Annotated in this window: 20 protein-coding genes, 3 tRNA genes and 3 rRNA genes; 13 read left to right on the forward strand and 13 right to left on the reverse strand. The window is 53.5% G+C overall.

Annotated features, from left to right (window positions below):
• Window positions 1-31 precede the first annotated feature (31 nt).
• The 5 genes from tsaA to metN all read right to left on the reverse strand — a co-directional run bounded on the left by tsaA (window position 32) and on the right by metN (window position 3,780).
• The gene (tsaA, locus tag C1N64_RS06860) at window positions 32-736 is read right to left on the reverse strand and encodes a tRNA (N6-threonylcarbamoyladenosine(37)-N6)-methyltransferase TrmO (protein WP_033740326.1); all 705 of its coding nucleotides are present in this window, start codon (window positions 734-736) and stop codon (window positions 32-34) included.
• Entirely contained in the window at window positions 733-1,131 is a 399-nt protein-coding gene (gene rcsF, locus C1N64_RS06865; protein WP_006117786.1) for an Rcs stress response system protein RcsF, read from the reverse strand. The genes tsaA and rcsF overlap by 4 nt, the downstream gene beginning before the upstream one ends.
• A gap of 126 nt (window positions 1,132-1,257) precedes the next feature.
• Window positions 1,258-2,073 (reverse strand): MetQ/NlpA family lipoprotein, encoded by an 816-nt coding sequence (locus C1N64_RS06870; protein ID WP_394515352.1) that lies wholly within the window; start codon window positions 2,071-2,073, stop codon window positions 1,258-1,260.
• A gap of 29 nt (window positions 2,074-2,102) precedes the next feature.
• On the reverse strand, window positions 2,103-2,756 hold the full coding sequence (locus C1N64_RS06875; RefSeq protein WP_039338652.1) for a methionine ABC transporter permease MetI: 654 nt from the start codon (window positions 2,754-2,756) through the stop codon (window positions 2,103-2,105).
• Window positions 2,749-3,780 carry a methionine ABC transporter ATP-binding protein MetN gene (metN, locus tag C1N64_RS06880; protein WP_394515353.1) on the reverse strand — a complete coding sequence of 344 codons (1,032 nt, stop codon included), beginning with the start codon at window positions 3,778-3,780 and terminating at the stop codon, window positions 2,749-2,751. The genes C1N64_RS06875 and metN overlap by 8 nt, the downstream gene beginning before the upstream one ends.
• Before the next feature lie 188 nt (window positions 3,781-3,968).
• Between metN and gmhB the strand changes: the two genes are divergently transcribed.
• The 6 genes from gmhB (at window position 3,969) to C1N64_RS06910 (ending at window position 10,299) form a co-directional block, all read left to right on the forward strand.
• A complete protein-coding gene (gene gmhB, locus C1N64_RS06885; RefSeq protein WP_006117790.1) occupies window positions 3,969-4,529 on the forward strand; it encodes a D-glycero-beta-D-manno-heptose 1,7-bisphosphate 7-phosphatase in 561 nt (186 codons plus the stop codon).
• 409 nt (window positions 4,530-4,938) lie between these two features.
• Window positions 4,939-6,480, forward strand: a 16S ribosomal RNA gene (locus C1N64_RS06890).
• 92 nt (window positions 6,481-6,572) lie between these two features.
• Window positions 6,573-6,647 (forward strand) — tRNA-Glu (locus C1N64_RS06895).
• Window positions 6,648-6,860: 213 nt separating this feature from the next.
• Window positions 6,861-9,765 (forward strand): 23S ribosomal RNA (locus C1N64_RS06900).
• A 104-nt stretch (window positions 9,766-9,869) separates the two neighbouring features.
• Window positions 9,870-9,985: ribosomal RNA gene (gene rrf / locus C1N64_RS06905) — 5S ribosomal RNA — on the forward strand.
• Together the 16S, 23S and 5S rRNA genes with 2 tRNA genes alongside form the textbook arrangement of a ribosomal RNA operon.
• A 237-nt stretch (window positions 9,986-10,222) precedes the next feature.
• Window positions 10,223-10,299 (forward strand) — tRNA-Asp (locus C1N64_RS06910).
• Between the two features lie 403 nt (window positions 10,300-10,702).
• On the opposite strand, the gene yafC is transcribed toward C1N64_RS06910, so the two are convergent.
• Window positions 10,703-11,635 (reverse strand): DNA-binding transcriptional regulator YafC, encoded by a 933-nt coding sequence (gene yafC / locus C1N64_RS06915; RefSeq protein ID WP_110268558.1) that lies wholly within the window; start codon window positions 11,633-11,635, stop codon window positions 10,703-10,705.
• Between the two features lie 307 nt (window positions 11,636-11,942).
• Between yafC and C1N64_RS06920 the strand changes: the two genes are divergently transcribed.
• Window positions 11,943-12,734 (forward strand): endonuclease/exonuclease/phosphatase family protein, encoded by a 792-nt coding sequence (locus C1N64_RS06920; RefSeq protein ID WP_006117999.1) that lies wholly within the window; start codon window positions 11,943-11,945, stop codon window positions 12,732-12,734.
• Between the two features lie 100 nt (window positions 12,735-12,834).
• On the opposite strand, the gene mltD is transcribed toward C1N64_RS06920, so the two are convergent.
• Both mltD and gloB read right to left on the reverse strand, forming a co-directional pair.
• A complete protein-coding gene (gene mltD, locus C1N64_RS06925; RefSeq protein ID WP_033738490.1) occupies window positions 12,835-14,211 on the reverse strand; it encodes a murein transglycosylase D in 1,377 nt (458 codons plus the stop codon).
• A gap of 71 nt (window positions 14,212-14,282) precedes the next feature.
• Window positions 14,283-15,038 carry a hydroxyacylglutathione hydrolase gene (gene gloB, locus C1N64_RS06930; protein WP_205954105.1) on the reverse strand — a complete coding sequence of 252 codons (756 nt, stop codon included), beginning with the start codon at window positions 15,036-15,038 and terminating at the stop codon, window positions 14,283-14,285.
• A 40-nt stretch (window positions 15,039-15,078) separates the two neighbouring features.
• On the opposite strand from gloB, the gene C1N64_RS06935 reads away from it, so the two are divergent.
• Window positions 15,079-15,813 carry a class I SAM-dependent methyltransferase gene (locus C1N64_RS06935; protein ID WP_006118002.1) on the forward strand — a complete coding sequence of 245 codons (735 nt, stop codon included), beginning with the start codon at window positions 15,079-15,081 and terminating at the stop codon, window positions 15,811-15,813.
• Here the strand turns inward: C1N64_RS06935 and rnhA are convergent.
• Window positions 15,798-16,265: a ribonuclease HI gene (gene rnhA / locus C1N64_RS06940; protein ID WP_006118003.1), complete on the reverse strand. Its 468-nt coding sequence runs from the start codon at window positions 16,263-16,265 to the stop codon at window positions 15,798-15,800. The genes C1N64_RS06935 and rnhA overlap by 16 nt on opposite strands.
• Before the next feature lie 53 nt (window positions 16,266-16,318).
• Here rnhA and dnaQ point away from each other — a divergent pair, with 53 nt between their 5' ends.
• Window positions 16,319-17,050 (forward strand): DNA polymerase III subunit epsilon, encoded by a 732-nt coding sequence (gene dnaQ, locus C1N64_RS06945; protein WP_006118004.1) that lies wholly within the window; start codon window positions 16,319-16,321, stop codon window positions 17,048-17,050.
• A 134-nt stretch (window positions 17,051-17,184) separates the two neighbouring features.
• A tRNA-Asp gene (locus tag C1N64_RS06950) sits at window positions 17,185-17,261 on the forward strand.
• Window positions 17,262-17,484: 223 nt separating this feature from the next.
• On the opposite strand, the gene C1N64_RS06955 is transcribed toward C1N64_RS06950, so the two are convergent.
• Complete coding sequence (locus C1N64_RS06955) at window positions 17,485-18,984, reverse strand: NCS1 family nucleobase:cation symporter-1 (protein ID WP_033738495.1); 1,500 nt, start codon at window positions 18,982-18,984, stop codon at window positions 17,485-17,487.
• 142 nt (window positions 18,985-19,126) lie between these two features.
• On the opposite strand from C1N64_RS06955, the gene C1N64_RS06960 reads away from it, so the two are divergent.
• The 3 genes from C1N64_RS06960 to puuE are packed head-to-tail and all read left to right on the forward strand — an operon-like array spanning window position 19,127 to window position 21,571.
• Window positions 19,127-19,849 (forward strand): GntR family transcriptional regulator, encoded by a 723-nt coding sequence (locus tag C1N64_RS06960; RefSeq protein ID WP_039338613.1) that lies wholly within the window; start codon window positions 19,127-19,129, stop codon window positions 19,847-19,849.
• The gene (gene hpxA, locus C1N64_RS06965; RefSeq protein ID WP_033738498.1) at window positions 19,846-20,577 is read left to right on the forward strand and encodes an allantoin racemase; all 732 of its coding nucleotides are present in this window, start codon (window positions 19,846-19,848) and stop codon (window positions 20,575-20,577) included. Before C1N64_RS06960 ends, hpxA begins: the two co-directional genes overlap by 4 nt.
• Window positions 20,578-20,611: 34 nt before the next feature.
• The gene (gene puuE, locus C1N64_RS06970) at window positions 20,612-21,571 is read left to right on the forward strand and encodes an allantoinase PuuE (RefSeq protein ID WP_033738501.1); all 960 of its coding nucleotides are present in this window, start codon (window positions 20,612-20,614) and stop codon (window positions 21,569-21,571) included.
• Between the two features lie 84 nt (window positions 21,572-21,655).
• Here the strand turns inward: puuE and C1N64_RS06975 are convergent, their stop codons facing one another.
• Genes C1N64_RS06975 through C1N64_RS06985 form a run of 3 tightly spaced genes read right to left on the reverse strand, consistent with a single transcriptional unit; the run spans window position 21,656 to window position 24,142 of the window.
• Window positions 21,656-22,387, reverse strand: a complete 732-nt coding sequence (locus C1N64_RS06975; protein WP_058702729.1) for a class II aldolase and adducin N-terminal domain-containing protein — start codon at window positions 22,385-22,387, stop codon at window positions 21,656-21,658.
• 43 nt (window positions 22,388-22,430) lie between these two features.
• Entirely contained in the window at window positions 22,431-23,246 is an 816-nt protein-coding gene (locus tag C1N64_RS06980) for an ABC transporter substrate-binding protein (RefSeq protein WP_039338605.1), read from the reverse strand.
• Window positions 23,247-23,269: 23 nt separating this feature from the next.
• Window positions 23,270-24,142, reverse strand: a complete 873-nt coding sequence (locus tag C1N64_RS06985) for a phytanoyl-CoA dioxygenase family protein (RefSeq protein ID WP_162286964.1) — start codon at window positions 24,140-24,142, stop codon at window positions 23,270-23,272.
• Between the last annotated feature and the right edge of the window lie 8 nt (window positions 24,143-24,150).

The following is a 24,150-nucleotide window of genomic DNA, read 5'->3' on the forward strand; positions in this document are numbered from 1 at the left end:
ACCAGTGAGATCACCGGCTAAAAAGCGGGTTTTAACGCGGATCGATGGCCACGACTTCCGTGCCTGCGTGATCAACGCGCCAGCGCACAGTAAACTCAAGCAGCGAGGCGGCATAAATGCGATCCTTTTCCTCACCTTTACGGTAAGCGGGGCGCGGATCCTGCGCAAGAACCTCACGGATAAAGCGGGCAAGATAGGGATAGCGCGCATACTGCTGCAACTGCTGCCCGGCCAGCGGCGAAAACCGCACAGGCATGCTGCTTTCCGGCGCGGACTGCGCAAAACCCGCTCTCGCCTCAGGCAGGGCTTCGGCGAAGGGCAGATAGGGCTTGATATCGACCACCGGCGTGCCGTCCACCAGATCCAGACTGCCCAGCTCCAGAATGACCTGTTGCTTCGCGCAGCGGATGCCTTTGAGCTCAATCAGCGACATCCCAATCGGATTAGGGCGAAAGGTCGATCGCGTAGCAAAAACGCCCATGCGCGCGTTACCGCCCAGGCGGGGCGGGCGAACGGTCGGACGCCAGCCGCCTTCCAGGGTCTGATGAAAAACAAACAGCACCCAGAGATGGCTGAAGTCTTCCAGGCCGCGCACGGCCTCTGCCTGATTATAAGGCGGCAAAAGATGCAGTTCGCCGCCGCCGTCCTGAACCAGACCAGGCTGACGCGGGACAGCGAACTTCTCTTTCCACGGCGAACGGATTACGCCGATCTGCGCAAAGGCAAAATCACTCATTGACTAGTGACTTTCAGCGCCGAACCCTGGCAGACAGCCTGACGGTAGCAGCCCGGGGTGCTGCTCACGATTTCACATTTGTGAAGCAGTACCGCATTAGCTTTCATCTGAGCGGCTTTAATCTGCATACGTTTACGCGCGGTGGCGATATTGGGCGGTGAACTCTGATTGCTCATCTGGCAATCCTCTGCGGAGACTTCACCCAGATCGCGGAAGGGCTTGCTCACCAGATCGGCAGCATCGGTGTACACCTTAACGGGGGCGGGACGATACGTTGGCTTACGTGTCGGTTCGCTGGATTGCTGCGGATGAGAAGGTGCGCTGCTTATTGGGTGGTATTCCCGAACACACCCTGTCAGCATCAATGCTAACAAGCAGAGCGGTAAAAAACGCATAGCAACATCCTCAAGTGTCAAAAAGTGGCGTTATTGAAACAAGGACACGGATAAATAACAAGTCAGCAAATGGCAATAACAGAAAGGGCGGCTAAAAGCCGCCCTGAGGGAAAAGATCAGACGACCTTACCAGCCTTTAACGGCACCACCGTTAAACACTTTATTGGCCGCGTCAGCCACTTCGTCAGACTGATAAGCCTGCACGAATTTCTTCACATTTTCCGCGTCTTTGTTGTCTTCACGCGCCACAATCAGGTTCACGTAAGGGGAGTCTTTATCTTCCACAAAGATGCCATCTTTCGCCGGCGTCAGGCCAATCTGGCTGGCGTAAGTGGTGTTGATCACGGCCAGGGCGATTTGCTGATCGTCCAGTGAACGTGGCAGCTGTGGCGCCTCCAGCTCAACAATCTTCAGGTGTTTTGGATTCTCAACGATATCCAGCGAGGTTGGCAGCAGGCCCACACCGTCTTTCAGCTTGATCAGGCCCACTTTCTGCAGCAGCAGCAGCGAACGGCCCAGGTTGGTTGGGTCGTTAGGAATGGCAACCTGTGCGCCATCCTGCAGTTGATCCAGCGATTTGATTTTTTTCGAATAGCCCGCAATCGGATAAACAAAAGAGTTACCTACAGAAACCAGCTTGTAACCGCGATCTTTGATCTGTTGATCCAGATACGGTTTGTGCTGGAACGCATTCACATCGATATCGCCTTTGCTCAGTGCTTCGTTCGGCAGCACATAGTCATTAAAGGTCACCAGCTCAACATCCAGACCGTACTTATCTTTCGCCACTTTGGCCGCCGCTTCGGCAACCTGCTGTTCAGCGCCGACGATCACGCCCACTTTGATATGGTTGGGATCTTTGGCTTTTTGATCGCATCCTGCCAGCGCAATCGCGCCAATTAATGCACCCACAGCGGCAATGTTTATAAATTTGAAAGACATATCCTTTCCTTAATAGTGATATTGCTTGCTTATTTATGGGACACAGCACGCACGATGCGGTCGCCACAGAATTGTATGAGATACACCAAAACGACTAATAACACTAATACCGTATTCATCACCGTCGCGTTATATCCGATATAACCATACTGGTAGCCAATTTGTCCGAGGCCGCCCGCGCCTACTGCGCCGCCCATCGCCGAGTAACCTACCAGGGTAATCAACGTAATGGTGGCCGCGTTAACAAGACCGGGCAGGGCTTCAGGCAGCAGGACTTTGCGCACGATTTGCATCGGCGTGGCACCCATCGCGCGTGATGCTTCAATTAACCCGGTCGGGAGTTCCAGCAGGGCATTTTCAACCATGCGGGCAATAAACGGTGCCGCACCGACAGTCAGGGGCACGATGGCCGCCTGTAAGCCAATAGAGGTTCCAACGATGACGCGGGTAAACGGAATCATCCACACAAGGAGGATAATGAAAGGGATCGAGCGGAAAACGTTAACCAGGGCGGACAGCACACGGTACAGCCCTTTGTTTTCAAGAATCTGTCCCGGACGGGTAACATACAGCAGTACGCCGACCGGTAAACCCAGAACGAAGCCGAAAAAGCCAGAGACAAAGGTCATCATCAACGTTTCCCAGACGCCGCGCCCCAGCAGCGCAATCATCGCTTCAGACATAACCTAATACCTCGACTTTGACATGATGTTCCTGCAGCCACTGAATGGCGGCTTGTGTATCGCTTTCGCTACCGTGAATTTCCGCCAGCATGATGCCAAACTTCACACCGCCGGCGTAATCCATCTGCGCACTGATAATGTTGTTATTGATATTGAAACGCCGCGCTGCTTCAGACAGCAATGGAGCATCGACGGACTGGCCGGTAAATTCCATACGCAGTAATGGCATGCTGTCAGGGCCCGCTTCGGGCGACAGGCGCTGCTGGTAGTCGTCTGGAATATCCAGATGCAGGGTTGACTGGATGAACTGTTGCGCCAGCGGGGTTTTGGGGTGCGAGAAGACTTCACTTACGCTGTCTTTCTCGATCAGCTCACCCTGGCTGATGACCGCAACCTGATCGCAGATGCGTTTCACCACATCCATCTCATGGGTAATTAACAGAATAGTCAGGCCCAGACGGCGGTTAATATCTTTCAGTAATTCCAGAATTGAGCGCGTGGTCGCTGGATCTAATGCGCTGGTGGCTTCATCACACAGCAGAACTTTCGGGTTACTGGCCAGAGCGCGGGCAATGGCAACACGCTGTTTTTGCCCGCCGGAGAGATTGGCAGGCCAGGCATCGTGCTTATCCGCCAGGCCGACCAGCTCCAGGAGCTCAGAGACGCGCTTTTTAATTTCATCACGAGAAAAGCTACCCAACTCTAATGGCAGCGCAACATTGCCGGCGACGGTGCGGGAGTTCATCAGGTTGAAGTGCTGAAAAATCATACCAATCTGGCGGCGGGCCTGCGTCAGCTGTCGTTCGCTCAGCGCCGTTAAATCCGCGCCATCAACCAACACGCGGCCTGAGGAAGGGCGTTCGAGCAGATTCACGCAACGAATCAGCGTACTTTTTCCGGCACCGGATGCGCCGATGACGCCATAGATCTGTCCGGCCGGGACATGCAGGCTGACGTTAGATAACGCCTTTATCGTTCGCGAACCTTGCTGGAACACTTTAGTTATATTTTCTAATTTAATCATTACGTTATTTATTGCCGTCTTGCATTATCCGTGGTCTGGTGTGCTGCCATAAAGGACAGCATGCATAAGCTGGATGGATGTTAAGGCATCCAGACGTCTAAATCAATCGAAGTCATGTAAACGGGCATTCTCCGTTTTATGACAATCGTGCAATACTGAGCGGCAATTTTTATAGCAGGAGTTTCTACGTGGCGAATAAAGTCCCGGCCATTTTTCTCGATCGCGATGGCACCCTCAATGTTGATCACGGCTATGTCCACGAAATCGATCATTTTCAGTTTATCGATGGTGTAATTGAAGCGTTGCAGCAACTCAAAAAGATGGGCTTTGCGCTGGTTGTCGTGACAAACCAGTCTGGCATCGCACGTGGCATGTTTAGTGAAGATCAGTTTATGCAGCTTACCGAGTGGATGGACTGGTCGCTGGCCGATCGCGATGTCGACCTTGATGGGATCTATTTCTGTCCACATCACCCGGATGCAACGGTAGAAGCGTATCGCCAGCAGTGCGACTGCCGTAAACCGCAACCCGGCATGCTGCTGGCGGCGCAAGAAGAGCTGCATATCGATATGGCTGCGTCTTATATGGTAGGGGATAAGCTGGAAGATATGCAGGCCGCCCAGGCCGCCGGTGTCGGTAAGAAAGTGTTAGTGCGCAGTGGTAAGCCGGTTACGCCGGAAGGCGAGGCATTGGCTGACTGGGTAATAGAGAGTCTTGCGGCGCTCCCTTCCCGTATTAAAAAGGGTTAAAACAGCGCTTTTGTGCAAATTTCAGACGAACAGCAAAAAAGTTTAAATTTGCACTTGCGCTCTGCGAAAGCTTCCCTATAATGCGCCTCCACTGACACGGCACAACGACTTACGGAATGCGGTGTTCAGCAGAGAACTCCCCGGAGTTTTCGCCGGAGAAAAACTTCTGAAAAAGAAGTTGACTCTGAAGGAGGAAAGCGTAATATACGCCACCTCGCAACAGACGGTTAACCCGCTGGTTGCACTGCTCTTTAACAATTTATCAGACAATCTGTGTGGGCACTCGCAGGATTGATATCCGCGTCTCCGGACGCAAAAAAATATCAAGTCTTAAGAGTGAACACGTATTGAAATTCATTACGACGTTTTCCTTGAGCATCGCTGCACTGATTGCAGCAAATCAAACTTTAAATTGAAGAGTTTGATCATGGCTCAGATTGAACGCTGGCGGCAGGCCTAACACATGCAAGTCGGACGGTAGCACAGAGGAGCTTGCTCCTCGGGTGACGAGTGGCGGACGGGTGAGTAATGTCTGGGAAACTGCCCGATGGAGGGGGATAACTACTGGAAACGGTAGCTAATACCGCATAACGTCGCAAGACCAAAGTGGGGGACCTTCGGGCCTCACACCATCGGATGTGCCCAGATGGGATTAGCTTGTAGGCGGGGTAACGGCCCACCTAGGCGACGATCCCTAGCTGGTCTGAGAGGATGACCAGCCACACTGGAACTGAGACACGGTCCAGACTCCTACGGGAGGCAGCAGTGGGGAATATTGCACAATGGGCGCAAGCCTGATGCAGCCATGCCGCGTGTATGAAGAAGGCCTTCGGGTTGTAAAGTACTTTCAGCGGGGAGGAAGGTGCTGAGGTTAATAACCTCAGCAATTGACGTTACCCGCAGAAGAAGCACCGGCTAACTCCGTGCCAGCAGCCGCGGTAATACGGAGGGTGCAAGCGTTAATCGGAATTACTGGGCGTAAAGCGCACGCAGGCGGTCTGTTAAGTCAGATGTGAAATCCCCGGGCTTAACCTGGGAACTGCATTTGAAACTGGCAGGCTTGAGTCTCGTAGAGGGGGGTAGAATTCCAGGTGTAGCGGTGAAATGCGTAGAGATCTGGAGGAATACCGGTGGCGAAGGCGGCCCCCTGGACGAAGACTGACGCTCAGGTGCGAAAGCGTGGGGAGCAAACAGGATTAGATACCCTGGTAGTCCACGCCGTAAACGATGTCGACTTGGAGGTTGTTCCCTTGAGGAGTGGCTTCCGGAGCTAACGCGTTAAGTCGACCGCCTGGGGAGTACGGCCGCAAGGTTAAAACTCAAATGAATTGACGGGGGCCCGCACAAGCGGTGGAGCATGTGGTTTAATTCGATGCAACGCGAAGAACCTTACCTACTCTTGACATCCAGCGAACTTGGCAGAGATGCCTTGGTGCCTTCGGGAACGCTGAGACAGGTGCTGCATGGCTGTCGTCAGCTCGTGTTGTGAAATGTTGGGTTAAGTCCCGCAACGAGCGCAACCCTTATCCTTTGTTGCCAGCGATTCGGTCGGGAACTCAAAGGAGACTGCCGGTGATAAACCGGAGGAAGGTGGGGATGACGTCAAGTCATCATGGCCCTTACGAGTAGGGCTACACACGTGCTACAATGGCGCATACAAAGAGAAGCGACCTCGCGAGAGCAAGCGGACCTCATAAAGTGCGTCGTAGTCCGGATCGGAGTCTGCAACTCGACTCCGTGAAGTCGGAATCGCTAGTAATCGTGGATCAGAATGCCACGGTGAATACGTTCCCGGGCCTTGTACACACCGCCCGTCACACCATGGGAGTGGGTTGCAAAAGAAGTAGGTAGCTTAACCTCCGGGAGGGCGCTTACCACTTTGTGATTCATGACTGGGGTGAAGTCGTAACAAGGTAACCGTAGGGGAACCTGCGGTTGGATCACCTCCTTACCTGAAGATACCTTCGTGCGAAGTGCTCACACAGATTGTCTGATAGAAAGCTGAAGAAGCAAGACGGCTGCGAAGCCGAGACACACGTACGTGTCCCCTTCGTCTAGCGGTTAGGACTCCGCCCTTTCACGGCGGCAACAGGGGTTCGAATCCCCTAGGGGACGCCACTTGCTTGGTGACAGGTGAAAGGTGTCTCCACGAAGTATCTCAAAACTGGCCTCAGGGTCACGTTTGAGATATTTGCTCTTTAACAATCCGGAACAAGCTGAAAATTTGAAACGACGCACGTCGTGTTCCTCCGTAATAAGGAACACAGCACGATGCGTTCGGGTCTCTCAAAAGCTCATAACACGCAAGCGCAAAACGCCTGTGGGTTGTGAGGTTAAGCGACCAAGCGTACACGGTGGATGCCCTGGCAGTCAGAGGCGATGAAGGGCGTGCTAATCTGCGATAAGCGCCGGTAAGGTGATATGAACCGCTACAACCGGCGATACCCGAATGGGGAAACCCAGTGTGATTCGTCACACTATCATGCAGTGAATACATAGCGGCATGAGGCGAACCGGGGGAACTGAAACATCTAAGTACCCCGAGGAAAAGAAATCAACCGAGATTCCCCCAGTAGCGGCGAGCGAACGGGGAGGAGCCCAGAACCTGCATCAGCTTGTGCATCAGTGGAAGCGTCTGGAAAGTCGCAGGGTACAGGGTGATACTCCCGTACACAAAGGTGCACAGGCTGTGAGTTCGATGAGTAAGGCGGGACACGTGGTATCCTGTCTGAATATGGGGGGACCATCCTCCAAGGCTAAATACTCCTGACTGACCGATAGTGAACCAGTACCGTGAGGGAAAGGCGAAAAGAACCCCGGCGAGGGGAGTGAAACAGAACCTGAAACCGTGTACGTACAAGCAGTGGGAGCACCTTCGTGGTGTGACTGCGTACCTTTTGTATAATGGGTCAGCGACTTATATTCTGTAGCAAGGTTAACCGTATAGGGGAGCCGCAGGGAAACCGAGTCTTAACTGGGCGTTAAGTTGCAGGGTATAGACCCGAAACCCGGTGATCTAGCCATGGGCAGGTTGAAGGTTGGGTAACACTAACTGGAGGACCGAACCGACTAATGTTGAAAAATTAGCGGATGACCTGTGGCTGGGGGTGAAAGGCCAATCAAACCGGGAGATAGCTGGTTCTCCCCGAAAGCTATTTAGGTAGCGCCTCGTGAACTCATCTCCGGGGGTAGAGCACTGTTTCGGCTAGGGGGCCATCCCGGCTTACCAACCCGATGCAAACTGCGAATACCGGAGAATGTTATCACGGGAGACACACGGCGGGTGCTAACGTCCGTCGTGAAGAGGGAAACAACCCAGACCGCCAGCTAAGGTCCCAAAGTCATGGTTAAGTGGGAAACGATGTGGGAAGGCACAGACAGCCAGGATGTTGGCTTAGAAGCAGCCATCATTTAAAGAAAGCGTAATAGCTCACTGGTCGAGTCGGCCTGCGCGGAAGATGTAACGGGGCTAAACCATGCACCGAAGCTGCGGCAGCGACGCGCAAGCGTTGCTGGGTAGGGGAGCGTTCTGTAAGCCGCTGAAGGTGTGCTGTGAGGCATGCTGGAGGTATCAGAAGTGCGAATGCTGACATAAGTAACGATAAACAAGGTGAAAAACCTTGTCGCCGGAAGACCAAGGGTTCCTGTTCAACGTTAATCGGAGCAGGGTGAGTCGACCCCTAAGGCGAGGCCGAAAGGCGTAGTCGATGGGAAACAGGTTAATATTCCTGTACTTGGTGTTACTGCGAAGGGGGACGGAGAAGGCTATATCGGCCGGGCGACGGTTGTCCCGGTTTAAGCGTGTAGGTGTGTGCGCCAGGCAAATCCGGTGCACTTTACACTGAGGCGTGACGACGAGGCACTACGGTGCTGAAGTGATAAATGCCCTGCTTCCAGGAAAAGCCTCTAAGCATCAGGTAACACGAAATCGTACCCCAAACCGACACAGGTGGTCAGGTAGAGAATACCCAGGCGCTTGAGAGAACTCGGGTGAAGGAACTAGGCAAAATGGTGCCGTAACTTCGGGAGAAGGCACGCTGGCGCGTAGGTGAGGGGACTTGCTCCCGGAGCCGAGGCCAGTCGAAGATACCAGCTGGCTGCAACTGTTTATTAAAAACACAGCACTGTGCAAACACGAAAGTGGACGTATACGGTGTGACGCCTGCCCGGTGCCGGAAGGTTAATTGATGGGGTTATCCGTAAGGAGAAGCTCTTGATCGAAGCCCCGGTAAACGGCGGCCGTAACTATAACGGTCCTAAGGTAGCGAAATTCCTTGTCGGGTAAGTTCCGACCTGCACGAATGGCGTAATGATGGCCAGGCTGTCTCCACCCGAGACTCAGTGAAATTGAAATCGCTGTGAAGATGCAGTGTACCCGCGGCAAGACGGAAAGACCCCGTGAACCTTTACTACAGCTTGACACTGAACACTGAGCCTTGATGTGTAGGATAGGTGGGAGGCTTTGAAGCGTGGACGCCAGTCTGCGTGGAGCCGTCCTTGAAATACCACCCTTTAATGTTTGGTGTTCTAACGTGGGCCCGTGATCCGGGCTGCGGACAGTGTCTGGTGGGTAGTTTGACTGGGGCGGTCTCCTCCCAAAGCGTAACGGAGGAGCACGAAGGTTGGCTAATCCTGGTCGGACATCAGGAGGTTAGTGCAATGGCATAAGCCAGCTTGACTGCGAGAGTGACGGCTCGAGCAGGTGCGAAAGCAGGTCATAGTGATCCGGTGGTTCTGAATGGAAGGGCCATCGCTCAACGGATAAAAGGTACTCCGGGGATAACAGGCTGATACCGCCCAAGAGTTCATATCGACGGCGGTGTTTGGCACCTCGATGTCGGCTCATCACATCCTGGGGCTGAAGTAGGTCCCAAGGGTACGGCTGTTCGCCGTTTAAAGTGGTACGCGAGCTGGGTTTAGAACGTCGTGAGACAGTTCGGTCCCTATCTGCCGTGGGCGCTGGAGAATTGAGGGGGGTTGCTCCTAGTACGAGAGGACCGGAGTGAACGCACCGCTGGTGTCCGGGTTGTCACGCCAGTGGCACTGCCCGGTAGCTAAGTGCGGAAAAGATAAGTGCTGAAAGCATCTAAGCACGAAACTTGCCCCGAGATGAGTTCTCCCTGAGACTTTAAGTCTCCTGAAGGGACGTTGAAGACGACGACGTTGATAGGCCGGGTGTGTAAGCGCAGCGATGCGTTGAGCTTACCGGTACTAATGACCCGTGAGGCTTAACCTTACAACGCCAGAGGCGTTTTGGGTTGAGAGACAGAAAGAATTTTCAGCCTTGTTTACCGGATAACGCCGTGCGGCCCGAGGGGGCGGTGCGGCAGACAGAATCTGCCTGGCGGCTTTAGCGCGGTGGTCCCACCTGACCCCATGCCGAACTCAGAAGTGAAACGCCGTAGCGCCGATGGTAGTGTGGGGTCTCCCCATGCGAGAGTAGGGAACTGCCAGGCATTAAATTAACAAACCTGCACGTAACTTCGGGCAGTTCGCTACTCGACAGAGAGTAGGACAAAAGCGAACGCTTTTGAACGCTGCAACGCAGCGGCCCGAAGGGTGAATCACAGCGTGATTCATAAACTGCCAGGCATTAATTTAAGACCAGCACGCTGGTCATGACCTTACCGGTGACGCGGAAGGGCGAAACACCTGACAGCAGAACGTTTTTCTGCGATCAGTACAGAATCGGTGGAGCGGTAGTTCAGTTGGTTAGAATACCTGCCTGTCACGCAGGGGGTCGCGGGTTCGAGCCCCGTCCGTTCCGCCACTTAATTGGAAAGCCCTGACTTAACGGTCAGGGCTTTTTCCATTTCTACGGCAACCAGCCCAGGGCAATCACTTCACAGCTTATTGATCGCGCATTGGCGTGCTACTCAGTCCTTTCCTTAATATAAAAGACATTACCTCCGCGCACTCTCCCGGCTGCATAATCTTCCTGCTGACCTTCTGGTCTGTCCTCGACTGGCGCTCAGAACAGGCGTTTTTGACGGTCCGGCTTCACCTCACCCTCTTTGCACTCACCATCAGGCGGTCCTTCTCACGACGCCGTATTCGCTTACGCCCTCCTGTGCTTTCAGGGACGCAGAACGGCTGCAAACGCGGCTGGATTTGCGCTGTAAACGTCATCAGAAGATGATGTTTAAACAGTCTGGCGAGGGAAATTACTGCTTTCAGGGGTGGGTGTACGGCTGTAACTGAGCCTGTATATGCCAGGGTTGCTCTACTACCCATTCGCTTAAAAAATCAATAAAGGCACGCACGCGCTGGCTTACGCCAAGATCGCTGTAATAGACAGCATTGAACGGCATCTCTACCGGTAAACGTTGATCGGCCAGGATCTCCACCAGACTTCCGTCAGCGATCTCTTTATGCACCATATAATCAGAAAGGCAGGCAATCCCATTACCGTCCAGACAAAGCTGCTTGATGGTTTCTCCGCTGTTAGAATCCAGTTCCGAACGGATGATGTAAAGTTCCCCATCGTCACAGGCGATTGGCCAGCGGTTAAGACGTGGCGCATCAATAAAACCGAGACACTGATGATTATCCAGATCGGCTGCGCACACAGGAATACCATATTTCTCCAGATACCCGGGAGAGGCAATAAAGCGGCGATAGCTGGTGAACAGCAGTCGTGCCCGCAGGCCTGAATCGGTAAGGCTGCCTGCCCGAATCGCCACATCGACTTTACGCTCGATGAGATTAATAAAGTTTTCAGATGAAATCAGTGAAAGGGCAATCTCGGGATAGCGCTCCCGAAAAGCTTTTATCATGGGCATCAGGAGATGCAGTATGACAGGAGTGGCGGCATCAATACGTAACAATCCCTTGGGCGCATGACGGCTCTCTATCAACGCGTCTTCTGCGGCCGTCATCACCTGAAGAAAATGCTGAACCTGCTGGAAATAACGTTCTCCTTCCTGCGTTAACGCAAGATTGCGTGTGGTGCGCGTCAGTAAAGCCAGTCCGAGTTTATTTTCCAGTTTTTTGATCGTGCGGCTGACGGCGGAATTGGCCATCTGCAAGGTGTCCGCCGCGCGGCTGAAGCTCCCGTTTTCAACCACGCTGACAAATACTTTGAGTTCTTCAGAAGATGCCTTCATTGTTTCCTTCATGTGAAATAGCGCCTGAGGCCATATACCGCTAATTAAAGCACAGCCTGCCGTTTACCCCCTTGGCGCGGATGGCTTTTTGGTAAAGCGGGCTAAAGAAGACGAAAGCGCCTTTCCGTCAGGCCGGTTATCTTTTTAGTGGAAGAAACGGTCTGCACAGGCCGGATTACGCCATTCGTGACGACAATAAAGTGGGAGGGCGGTCTCGAACAATCGTCGGCATCGATTGAAACTGCGTACTAAAATCCCTATAACAGATAAGTGACATGAATTTCTGAATGATTAGCCAGGCGGGACAGTGCGCAAAAAAACCTATGCGATGAGATATGTAGCCGGACAGCCAGCGGAAAGGATCTTTCCTCCGGGTGCCATGTTTCATCTCGGCCAGGCACTGCCACCGGGTGAGCCACTCCCCGCCGATCCCACTTTGAAAGTATTAGTATGGAATATCTTTAAGCAGCAGCGCGCTGACTGGATGTCCGTGCTGGAAGGGTTTGGTAAGGATGCCCATCTGGTTCTGCTTCAGGAAGCGCAGACGACGCCCGAGCTAATCCGCTTTGCGACCAGTAACTATCTGGCGGCCGATCAGGTTCCGGCTTTAGTGCTGCCTCAGCACCCCTCTGGCGTCATGACGTTAGCTTCTGCTCACCCTGTTTATTGTTGCCCCCTGCGCGAGCGAGAACCCCTGTTAAGGCTCTCAAAATCCGCCTTAGTCACGGCGTATCCGCTTCCCACGGGCGAGATGCTGATGGTGGTGAACATCCACGCGGTAAATTTTAGCCTGGGCGTGGATGTTTACAGCAAGCAGCTCGGCCCCATTGGCGAACAGATTATCCATCATCGCGGGCCTGTCATTATGGCGGGCGACTTCAACGCCTGGAGCCGCCAGCGCATTAACGCCCTCTATCGCTTTGCGCATCAGATGAAACTGGAAGAGGTGATGTTTACCGCCGATCACCGGCGTAAAGCCTTTGGCAGACCTTTAGATTTCGTTTTTTATCGCGATATACACGTCAGTGAAGCCTCGGTTCTGGTGACGCAGGCATCCGACCATAACCCGCTTTTGGTTGAGTTCAGTACCAGACGATAAAGGTGACATCAGGCAGGAAAGGGCAGAGAGAACGTGGTCACGGGCAGGATGTAGAATCAAACAAGAAAAAAGGCTGACAAATGTCAGCCTTTTCAACGTATCAGGTATCTGGTGTTGCGTTATTCTTAACGAACAACGTGAGCTCGTCACCAGGCTGAATATCTTTTGCGTTACTCACAACACTGTTCCAGCGCATCACGTCTTTGATGTTAACGCCGTGACGACGGGCGATACTGTCAAGAGAATCACCTTTACGAACGCGATAGGTGATGCTGTTGCTATTATCCGCCAGGCTCGTGCCATTCGAACCCACAGTCAGTAGCTGACCGGGACGAATACTGGCACTGCGCAGGTTATTTTGCTGCTTCAGTGCGGCCACGCTGACGCCTAACTTATTCGCAATACCGGATAAGGTATCGCCGCTTCGCACTTTGTAGCCCCCCTCATTGCTGGCTTTCGCCAGTTGTGTGGGCTGCACGGCAGAGATATCACCGGAAGCCAGTGAATCACGCAGCTTTGCGACGTTAGACTTCGGCACCAGAATGTAATGTGGCCCATTAGGTGCTGTTGCGCCGCCTTTATAACCGGTATTGAAGCTCTTTAACTTGGTGAGCGACATCCCCGCCATTTCTGCGGCCTGCGTCAGTTTTATCTGCTGACCCACTTCAACGCGTGCCAGAGCACGGTTTTCGTCAGGCGTCGGCAGTTTGATACCGTAACGCTTGTTGTGCTTAAGCAACTCGCTCAAGGCCAACATTTTTGGTACATAAACCGTGGTTTCACGTGGAAGCGAAAGATGCCAGAAGTCGGTAGGCTTACCGCGCGCCTTGTTCTGTTTAATCGCTTTGAGTACCCGTCCTTCTCCGCTGTTGTAAGCCGCCACTGTCAAAAGCCAGTCACCACCAAACATCGTATTAAGACGCTGCATCATATCCAGTGCTACTTTCGTTGAGGCGACAACATCGCGACGACCATCGTAGTAACGGTTCTGTTTTAAACCATAGTTTCGACCCGTACTCCCAACGATCTGCCAGATGCCAGCGGCATTTGCAGATGACGTTGCGTGAGGATCAAAAGCGCTCTCCACTATGGGTAGCAGTACCAGTTCCATCGGCATATTACGTTTCTTAATCTGCTCGACTATCCAGTACATGTACGGCTCTGCCCGTAATGTTACATCGTGGAGATAGCTCTTATTTTTTAAAAACTTTAATTTCTGTTCGCGGATCCGGGCGTTTTCCGGAATCCCCATCTTCAACTCGTCACTAATGAAACGCCAGAGATCATTATCTTCTGCGAGGCCAGTTCCATCTTCCTGCCATCGCGGCGATAAAAGTCGATCACCGTATTTTCCATTTTCACTTTGACCAGCTGAAGACAGACTCTGGGCATGCTGTTCGGGGATATTGGCGTCATTCCGTGATGCCTGACATCCTACCAGCAAGACCGAGGCGAATAATATCGCTTTAGCCTTCATGTGTGTGTCAATAGTTCGCTTAAAAGACGAGCAACTATACGTGACGGTCCTTCACAACACAACCCGAAAAATCAAAAAGCGTCTTTCTTCTCGCGTAGAATAGCAAATGTTTGCCATACGGGCCCAACCCCAGCATCAACGTTTAAAGCGCGTTGTAAATCAGCATCTTGCGTTCGGAGAAATAAATTTATTACACGCTCATGGGCCAGTTTTGTAGGTAAAGTAATGCGGTTTTCGGCCCGTAAGTCCTTAATTTTATGGTATTCAGCCGTTATTTGCGGATCGTGGGGTAAAATTGCGGCAGCAAACTTCAAATTGGATAAAGTATATTCATGCGCACAGCACACCAATGTGTCTTCCGGGAGCGAGTTAAGCTTTTGAAAGGATTGGTACATTTGCTCGGGGGTGCCTTCGAAAAGCCGTCCGCAACCACCTGAGAACATCGTATCTCCACAAAAAAGATAAGGTGCACTGTAATATGAGATATGTCCTAAAGTGTGCCCCGGCGTAGCGATGACCGCGAATGACAGGCCCAAAACGTCAACGTTATCTCCTTCACGCACGCATGTTTTTGCCCCTTTATCTGCCGTTTCCTGCGGACCGTAAACGGCAATCTCGGGAAAATGTTCACAGAGCGTTTTCACGCCACCGACATGATCGTTGTGATGATGCGTCAGCAAAATGGCGACAGGCTGCCAGCCATTGGCCTGAATTTTCTCCAGAACCGGCTGGGCTTCACCCGGGTCAACAATCAGGCATTTTCCTTCGTCATCTGTTAACGTCCAGATGTAGTTATCTTGCAGTGCAGGAATGCTGGTAAGATTCATAAATACCTCTCGCTGGTCGTTAAAAGGAAAATGGTAAAGCATGAAGCCCGCCAAGACACGCCAAATCCTGAACGCCCCACGCTCATGGCACGATATGCCATGGGGCATTTACTTTCGCGATGCCCTGACGCAGCAACTTCAGCCTTACCTCGGAAAGCTTTATGGCTTTCATATGCTTAAGCTTGGCAACCTCAGCGCAGAAATCAATACGGAACAGTGCGCGATTTCCCATCAGGTCAGCGTAGGTGTCGAAGGTGAAGGCTTACAGGTCTTGGCGCATCCCACCCAGCTCCCGTTCGAAGCCAAGTCTGTCGATGCCTGTTTACTGGCCCATACGTTATCCTGGAGTCAGGATCCCCACCGGGTATTGCGGGAAGTGGACCGGGTATTGATCGATGATGGCTGGATGATAATCAGCGGCTTCAATCCGTTCAGTCTGCTGGGCATCAGTAAAATAGTACCCGGAATACAGCGTAAAGCGCCCTGGAGCGGGCGCATGTTCAGCCAGATGCGATTACTGGACTGGCTGGGATTGCTGAATTATGAAGTGGTCTTTCGTACGCGTTTTCAGGTGTTGCCCTGGCACCGTCAGGGCGGCAGAATGATCAGCGCTCATTTACCTGCTTTAGGGTGCCTGAATATCGTCGTTGCGCGTAAGCGCAGTTTCCCTCTCACGCCGACCAAGGCAAGAATGAGTCTGAGCAAAAGGCCCCTGCCGCAGCCTGTGAATGCGACACGGCAGTTCAGACACGTCAACGATCAGGATTCTGGTTGATAGCCGATATCATCAAAAGCCGGATGGTTTGCGGCATGGCGTGCCAGTTCATCGCAGCGTTCATTCTCCGGGTGGCCCGCATGGCCTTTAACCCACTCCCATTGAATCTGATGGGTGCTGAGCGCAGTATCAAGCCGTTGCCACAGATCGACGTTTTTAACCGGCTTCTTATCGGCTGTTTTCCAGCCGCGTTTTTTCCAGTTATGAATCCATTGCGTAATGCCCTGGCGCACATACTGACTGTCGGTACTCAATACCACGTCACAGGGTTGTTTCAGGGCTTCCAGCGAGACGATAGCCGCCATCAGTTCCATGCGATTATTGGTCGTCAGGCGGTAACCGGCGCTAAATGTTTTTTCATGTTGCCCATAACGCAAAATTGCGCCATAACCTCCCGGGCCCGGGTTGCCGAGGCAGGAACCATCGGTATAAATTTCTACCTGTTTGCGCATCTCTGGTAGACTTCCTTCTGACAAAACGCCAAGTCTGACATAAAACGAGCCCTATGAGCACTGCAAATAACCGCCAAATCGTTCTCGATACTGAAACCACCGGTATGAATATGATCGGGGTGCATTATGAAGGTCACCGCATCATTGAGATCGGTGCCGTTGAAGTGGTGAACCGTCGCCTGACAGGGAACAACTTCCACATGTATCTCAAGCCCGATCGGCTGGTCGACCCGGAAGCGTTTGGCGTTCACGGTATTGCCGACGAGTTTCTGCTGGATAAACCGACCTTCAGTGAGATTGCCGATGAGTTTCTTGACTACATCCGTGGTGCAGAACTTGTTATTCATAATGCCTCGTTTGATATCGGCTTTATGGATTATGAGTTCAGCAAGCTTGAGCGCGGCATCGAAAAAACGGAAACCTTCTGCAAGATTACTGACAGCCTGGCGATGGCGCGCCGTATGTTCCCCGGTAAGCGCAACAGCCTCGACGCGCTGTGTTCACGTTATGAGATAGACAACAGTAAGCGTACGTTGCACGGCGCACTGCTCGATGCCGAGATCCTGGCCGAAGTCTTTTTAACCATGACGGGCGGACAAACGTCCTTGTCTTTCTCGTCGGAAGAGGATCGCTCGCGTCAGCAGCAGAGCGAAGGCATTCAGCGCATCGTTCGGCCCACATCAGGATTGCGCGTGGTCACCGCCAGTGATGAGGAAATCAGTCATCACGAATCACGGCTGGATCTGATCATGAAGAAGGGGGGCAGTTGCCTCTGGCGCGCCTGAGTCGCAAAGATTTGTGTGTAAAATCAACATCGGGGCGAAAATAGCAGCAAACGGAAGCGGGCAGGGGGAAAACCGTTGACGGCGAGTAATGATGTGATTAATATGCGCCTCGTTCCCGACGGGGAACAAAGCGCGGAGCGGTAGTTCAGTTGGTTAGAATACCTGCCTGTCACGCAGGGGGTCGCGGGTTCGAGCCCCGTCCGTTCCGCCAAATTTTGACGCCATGCTGGTTATCAGCATGGCGTTTTTGCTTTCTGGCTCTGGACGTTTCTCGTCTTCCTCTCAACAGCCGGTTTGCCCGTCACGCTCAGTGCTATCCCGTATTTTCGACCTGATGCCCGTCGCACCCAATAAATGCCCCATAAAGGCAGGGTAAGAACGACGTTCCCACAGCCAGTCCTCACAGAAACGGACTGACTGACAGTAAGCGTGAATCAGTCTTTCTGCATCGCGACGGCACCCGACGGGATTGTCGTATGTTTTCCTGCAACCTGTTTTTCCCGCGCCACCAGCCAGTAGCAGCTTGCCGCCAGCGCCACGCCGATAAACCAGCTAAAGTTGGCGACCTGATGCAGAGAAGGGATAAAGCTAATCACCAGACAAATAGCGACCGAGGGCAGCAGGGCGACAATGGCTTTCGGGTTAAATCCACCGCGATACCAGTAGCGCCCCTGCGGTGTGGCATCGAACAGATCGTCCACAGAAATACGGCCGCCTTTGATCAGGTAAAAATCGGCTAACAGAATGCCAAACAAAGGCCCGATAAACGAACCCAGTACGTCCAGCGTATAGTGAATCAGTTCAGGCGACTGGAACAGATTCCACGGCGTGAGCAGGACCGAACCCACCGCTGCAATCATCCCCCCGGTACGAAAACTGATTTTCTGAGGCGAGCAGTTAGAAAAATCGAAAGCAGGAGACACGAAGTTCGCCACGATGTTGATGCCAATCGTCGCGGTGATCATGGTCAGTAAGCCAATCGCCACGGCTAAATCGCTGCCAACCATGCTCACGGTTTCGATAGGATCGGTGATCATTTTGCCAAACAAGGACTGCGTACCCGATACAATCACAACGGTCACGATGGAGAACAGCAGGAAATTGAACGGCAGTCCCCAGCGGTTACCCCGGCGAACCTCACTCATGCTTTTGCCGTAGCGAGAAAAGTCACCAAAGTTCAGCAGCGGGCCTGAGAAGTAAGACACGACCAGTGCCGTTGCCGTAATCATCTGCCAGGTTTGTTCACCGACGGACAGCGATTTGCTGGCCAGCGTAAACGAAATACCGTCGAATCCGGTTTTGTATACAATCCAGCCCGCCAGTGCCAGCATGACGACGTAAACGGCGGGACCAGCGATATCAATAAAGCGCTTAATCGCACTCATGCCGTGCCAGAACACCATCGCCTGCAGAACCCACATCACGCCAAAGCAGTACCAGCCCAGTTGCGATAAGCCAAGCCAGTGGCTGTGCGTCAGGCTTTCCAGCGACGGATAAAACTTCAGCAGCACCAGCATCAGCGCATTCGCTGCCAGCCAGGTCTGAATACCGTACCAGGCAAACGCAATCAGGCCGCGGATCACCGCCGGAATATTGGCGCCAAAGACACCGAATGCCTGGCGGCAAATGACCGCATAAGGCACGCCGGCCATCTGGCTGGGTTTAGCGACCAGGTTGGCGCAGAGCTGAACAATACAGATCCCCGCCAGCAAACACAGCAGCACCTGCCAGCTGGCCAGCCCTAATGTGAAGAAGCTTGCCGCGACCACGTAGCCGCCCATGCTGTGCACATCCGACATCCAGAAGGAAAAGATGTTGTACCACGACCAGTTTTGATGACGGGTAGGCGCCAGGTCAGCATTACATAGCTTCGGACTGTATGCTTTTCCGGCTTCAGAGGCCGATGTGTTACCCACCGTTGAATGATTTGGCATGAAACCTGCTCCTCTCAAAGACATGAATAAAATAACCTTGTGAAATCACATTGCAGGATCCAGGCCAGATTTGTTTTTTGTATACAAAATTTATTTTTAACGTATACGATAAGTGACGCAATGATGTTTACCGGAGCGGGTGATGAAGAGTGAAACAGGCCAGAGAACGGCGGCCGATCTGCATGATAAAGATGAACCTATCTATCAGGCGTTAATGAACGCCATTGTCGAACATCAACTGCCGCCCGGCAGCAAATTGCCGGAAGAAGCGCTTTCAGAGGTCTTTGGCGTGAGCCGCACGGGCATCCGTAAGGTCTTGCAGCGCCTTGCTGCGGTGCAAATGATCACGCTCACGCCCAAACGTGGTGCACATGTCGCCACACCGGGCGTGGAGGAAGCGCGGGATATTTTCCGCACCCGAAGCCTGCTTGAGTGCGGCAATCTTTCTGCGGTGCTGGAACATCTGCAGGCACCGCACCTGGCCGGGCTCACGGCCCTGGTTGAGCAGGAAAAAGAGGCGATTGCCCGGCATGACGGGCCGGCGGCGATTCGTCTGTCCGCGGCCTTTCATATCCAGTTGCAGGCGATTTCGGGCAATCAGGTATTAACGGATTTGGTGACGCAACTGGCCCAGCGATCGTCGCTGGTGATTGCCACCTGGGGCGCGCCCTGGCAGCGCGGTTGTCGCTGTGACGATCACGGCCAGTTACTCCAGCGACTCCGGGAAAAAGACCTGGTGTCACTGACCGCCTCGCTGCAGCACCATTTTGAACACATCGTTGCCAGCCTCCATTTTGAGCGCGGAGGCGAAACACTACCGGATTTTTCCCGACTGTTTGCCGGGCATAAAGGAGCTGTATCATGAGCCTGATTCAGGTTATCAATCCCAATACCAGCCAGGCGATGACCGAAACCATCGGTCAGGCGGCCCGCGCGGTGGCCGCACCTGGAACGGACATTATTGCCGTTTGCCCTTCGCAGGGCGTGCCGTCGATTGAAGGGCATTTTGATGAGGCGATAGCGGCAATCGGCGTGCTGGAACAGGTGAAGCTCGGCAAAGCGCAGGGCGTCAGTGGCCATGTGATTGCCTGTTTTGGCGATCCTGGCTTGCTGGCGGCACGCGAACTGGCAAGCGGGCCGGTCATCGGTATCGCGGAGGCGGCCATGCATACCGCCACATTGGTGGCAACGCGTTTTTCAATTGTCACGACGTTGCCCCGCACGCTGGTCATCGCACGCCATTTACTTCAGCAGTACGGTTTTACGCACCATTGTGCCGCTTTACATGCTATTGATTTACCCGTGCTGGCGCTGGAAGACGGCAGCGGCGTGGCGCAGGAGAAAGTGCGCCAGCGCTGTATCCAGGCAAAGCGGGAAGATGGCTGTGGCGCCATTGTTTTAGGCTGTGGGGGCATGGCAACGCTGGCCGCGTCGCTGACAAAAGAGCTGGAGATGCCGGTGATTGATGGCGTCAGCGCCGCCGTCAAGATGGTGGAATCGCTGGTGGCGCTGGGTTTTGGCACCAGTAAACAAGGCGATTTAGCTTATCCGCTACATAAACCGCTCTCAGGTGTCTTTCAGCACCTAAACTAAGCAGATGTTCCCGTTCAACGACAGGATGCAAGTGATGACTGAAAGCCAGGATAAAAAAACCTACAGCTTCAATAAGAATTACCCGCGTGACCTGATCGGTTACGGTGGAAAGCCTCCACATGCACGCTGGCCAAAGAAAGCGCGCGTCGCGGTGCAGTTTGTACTCAACTATGAGGAAGGGGCAGAAAACAACGTTTTGCACGGCGACACGGGTTCAGAACAGTTCCTGTCTGACATCATTGGGGCGGCCAGTTATCCGGATCGGCATATGTCGATGGAATCCCTGTACGAGTATGGATCCCGCGCCGGTTTCTGGCGCATTCACAATGAGTTTCAGAAGCGCGGACTGCCCCTTACCGTGTTTGGCGTCGCGATGGCGTTGGCGCGCCACCCGGACATCGTGGACGCCATCAAACAGGCGCAGTATGACGTGGTCAGCCACGGCTGGCGCTGGATTCACTATCAGGGCATTGATGCTAAAACCGAACGTCAGCACATGCAGCAGGCGGTGGATGTGTTAACGGACCTGTTTGGCAAAGCGCCCACAGGCTGGTACACCGGACGCGACAGCCCCAATACGCGGCGGCTGGTGGTGGAACAGGGCGGCTTCAGTTATGACAGCGACTATTATGGTGATGATTTGCCATTCTGGACTCAGGTCACCTGTCAGGACGGTACGGTAAAACCCCATCTGATCATTCCTTACACGCTGGAATGCAACGATATGCGCTTTGCCTCGCCCCAGGGTTTCAATACCGCAGAGCAGTTCTTCACCTATCTGCGCGATACGTTCGACGTGCTGTATGAAGAAGGCGAAACCGCGCCCAAAATGATGTCGGTGGGGATGCACTGCCGCCTGTTAGGTCGCCCGGGAAAATTCCGCGCCTTGCAAAATTTCCTCGACCACATTCAGCAGCATAAAGATGTGTGGATTTGCACCCGGCAGCAGATTGCCGATCACTGGATAAAAACCTACCCCGCGCCAGAGGCGTAATCTCCCGGCGGCAAGCGCGTGACGGCAAAAGGATGTCGCCACGCGCTGCCCCGGTTTCCGGCATTGTCGTCCGCACGGCCCCACTCAGTCACATAACGTGGGATCGGCCTCAATCATCAACTGCTTCATCTCTTCGAAATGCCGCAGAGAGAAGTCGGGGATGCCTTCCCAGTCACGGGCCGTTTTTTCCGCGACCTCGTCGCTCAGCACCTTCAACGGTTGCCCGGTAGACCAGGCGGTGACCAGAATCTGGCAGGCCCGCTCAAGTGTCCAGATATCATCATAGGCCTCGCCCACCGTCTGGGCGGTAACCATAACGCCGTGATTACCCATCAACAGACGACGCTTATCGGTCAGCAGGCTGGCCAGTCGGGCGCCTTCCTCCTGAGTGTCTGCCATGCCCCCGTACAGGGTATCCACCGCGATACGGTTGAAGTAGCGCGCACTGTTTTGATCGACAGGCGGAATGTGTGGCTGCGCCAGACAGGCGACGCTGGTGGTGTAAACCGGATGCAGATGCATCACGACCCGGGTTTCTGGCAGCCGCTGATGAATTTGCCCATGGATCGACCAGGCCGTGGCGTCTACATCGTCCCGCTCTCCACAGGCGGCATCGTCTGCATTGAGCAGCAGCAGGTCGCTGGCGCGAAGCCGTGAAAAGTGTTTCCACTTTGGGTTCATCAGAAACTGCTTACCATCCGGTGAAACGGCGGCACTGAAATGGTTCGCTACCGCCTCATGCATGCCCAGGTGGGCAATAATGCGAAAGGTCGCCGCCAGATCGATACGGGTCTGCTCTTCAAAAGAAAGCGCCATATTCCCTCCTGAAAATGAACGCGTGACGGGCACGCGTTTGAGATTAAGGTTTTGGCATCAGGGTGTTGAGATCGTCGGCTGTTGGCGCTTCAAAATGGTATTTTTTGAGCAGCGCGGCATATTCGGGCGTTTTACTGAAGGTAGCCAGCGCAGCGACCAGGGCTTTTTTCACCTCCGTATTGTCCTTCTTCACGCCAAAACCGTTTAACACCGGATAGATAAGTGTCGTGGAGGAAATCTGAATACGGTCACCCAGCTTTTGCACCACGCCACGCGCCACGGCGGCATCGGTAATCTGTGCTTCGACCGCATGGGAGAGCATCGCCTGCGTTGTCTGCGGATCGGTCGAATATTCGCTAATCGCGATGGGGGGTTTACCGTTTTTCACACAGTAGTCGTCAGACAGTTTGTGTAACTGCTGCAACCACGACGTGGCGCCCATCGAACCGATTTTATGGCCGCAGAAATCTTCAGGCGTTTTGGGTTGATAATCGCTTCCCTTCAACGACAGGATAGCTTCGCCGCTTTTCAGATAGGGAATCATGTCGATCACTTTCATGCGATCGGCGGTGATGTACATCGACGAATTAGTCATATCAAACCGGTTACTCTGCAAGCCGGTAATCAGGTTAGGGAAACGGGTATCAATGTTAACGGCCTGACGGCCCATCACTTTGGCCAGACCATCAAGAAACTCAATGTCAAAGCCGGCGGGTTTATTATCCTTCATGTACTCATACGGAAAGAAGGTCATATCCGATCCGGCGATAATTTTGCCGGGTTGTAAAAAGGCTGAGGCGTTAAAGGACGCCAGTACAGCGCCTGCGACAAGCAGACTTAACACGTAGGTTTTCATCATTATTCTCTCTCTGAAAAATGCCATCAGACGTTGGCAAGATCTTTACCGGCCTGTTGAACAAAAAACGAAGCACCGCGCGGTTTCTGCGGCAGGCGGAAGGCGTTTGCGGTGCTGCGGATCATGCCGCTCTCCTGACCGTAAACCAGCGTGCCCGCATCCGGGCTGGGTAACGGGTTTTCACCGAACGGCAGTGCATCTTCAGCGGCGTACACGGCGATAAACAGTGTGCGCGGCCATTCGGTTTCATTGGGACTGGAGGCGTGCAGCAGTCGGGTATGCATAAAGCACACAGAACCCGAGGGACCAAAACAGGCGGTAGGTTGCTGGCACTGTTCTTTCACCACTGCGGGATCAACGGCACCGGTAAAGCGGCCACCCTGCCAGTGTGAATAAAGCGGCCCCTGATGGCTGCCCGGCACCACGTTCAGCGGACCATTTTCCTGCGTGACCTCACTGACCATCAGCAGCGCGGTCACGATATCGTCGTTGCTGTGCGGGGTGAACAGGAAATCCTGGTGCCACTCCACTTTCGTTGCGGTATGGGGCAGTTTCGAGTTGATCTTACTGTGATGATAGCGTGCACCGCTGCCCCCGATTAACTGTCCGGCAATCTGCGCCATACGTGACTGCAGTGCCGCATGGCGATAGGCGGCAGAGATATCGTTCGGTGAGCTGACGCGGCGCAAAGAAGGATGATCGGCATGGTGATCGCTCTCAATATCGAAACGCGGACGCCCATCCTGCGTATCACCCCAGGGCGCATTCTGGCTGCGGCTTTCCTCAACCCACTGGTCAAAGTCGTGTTGTAGCGCTGCGATTTCATCGCTTGTCAGGACATTTTCAACTACCAGAAATCCCTGCTGGTGATACTGATCTACCTGCCACTGTTCAATCATGGTCGTGC

The sequence above is a fragment of the Pantoea sp. SGAir0215 genome (assembly GCF_043543215.1).

Bases quoted from the DNA above. Each gene is read 5' to 3' on its own strand.
- puuE (WP_033738501.1), top strand. From the start codon at position 20,612: ATGACTGAAAGCCAGGATAAAAAAACCTACAGCTTCAATAAGAATTAC.
- rnhA (WP_006118003.1), bottom strand. From the start codon at position 16,265: ATGCGCAAACAGGTAGAAATTTATACCGATGGTTCCTGCCTCGGCAAC.
- tsaA (WP_033740326.1), bottom strand. From the start codon at position 736: ATGAGTGATTTTGCCTTTGCGCAGATCGGCGTAATCCGTTCGCCGTGG.
- gloB (WP_205954105.1), bottom strand. From the start codon at position 15,038: ATGAATCTTACCAGCATTCCTGCACTGCAAGATAACTACATCTGGACG.
- C1N64_RS06975 (WP_058702729.1), bottom strand. From the start codon at position 22,387: ATGGCGCTTTCTTTTGAAGAGCAGACCCGTATCGATCTGGCGGCGACC.
- dnaQ (WP_006118004.1), top strand. From the start codon at position 16,319: ATGAGCACTGCAAATAACCGCCAAATCGTTCTCGATACTGAAACCACC.
- mltD (WP_033738490.1), bottom strand. From the start codon at position 14,211: ATGAAGGCTAAAGCGATATTATTCGCCTCGGTCTTGCTGGTAGGATGT.
- C1N64_RS06960 (WP_039338613.1), top strand. From the start codon at position 19,127: ATGAAGAGTGAAACAGGCCAGAGAACGGCGGCCGATCTGCATGATAAA.
- C1N64_RS06985 (WP_162286964.1), bottom strand. From the start codon at position 24,142: ATGATTGAACAGTGGCAGGTAGATCAGTATCACCAGCAGGGATTTCTG.
- metN (WP_394515353.1), bottom strand. From the start codon at position 3,780: ATGATTAAATTAGAAAATATAACTAAAGTGTTCCAGCAAGGTTCGCGA.
- yafC (WP_110268558.1), bottom strand. From the start codon at position 11,635: ATGAAGGCATCTTCTGAAGAACTCAAAGTATTTGTCAGCGTGGTTGAA.
- C1N64_RS06875 (WP_039338652.1), bottom strand. From the start codon at position 2,756: ATGTCTGAAGCGATGATTGCGCTGCTGGGGCGCGGCGTCTGGGAAACG.
- C1N64_RS06980 (WP_039338605.1), bottom strand. From the start codon at position 23,246: ATGATGAAAACCTACGTGTTAAGTCTGCTTGTCGCAGGCGCTGTACTG.
- rcsF (WP_006117786.1), bottom strand. From the start codon at position 1,131: ATGCGTTTTTTACCGCTCTGCTTGTTAGCATTGATGCTGACAGGGTGT.
- C1N64_RS06955 (WP_033738495.1), bottom strand. From the start codon at position 18,984: ATGCCAAATCATTCAACGGTGGGTAACACATCGGCCTCTGAAGCCGGA.
- C1N64_RS06870 (WP_394515352.1), bottom strand. From the start codon at position 2,073: ATGTCTTTCAAATTTATAAACATTGCCGCTGTGGGTGCATTAATTGGC.
- hpxA (WP_033738498.1), top strand. From the start codon at position 19,846: ATGAGCCTGATTCAGGTTATCAATCCCAATACCAGCCAGGCGATGACC.
- C1N64_RS06935 (WP_006118002.1), top strand. From the start codon at position 15,079: ATGAAGCCCGCCAAGACACGCCAAATCCTGAACGCCCCACGCTCATGG.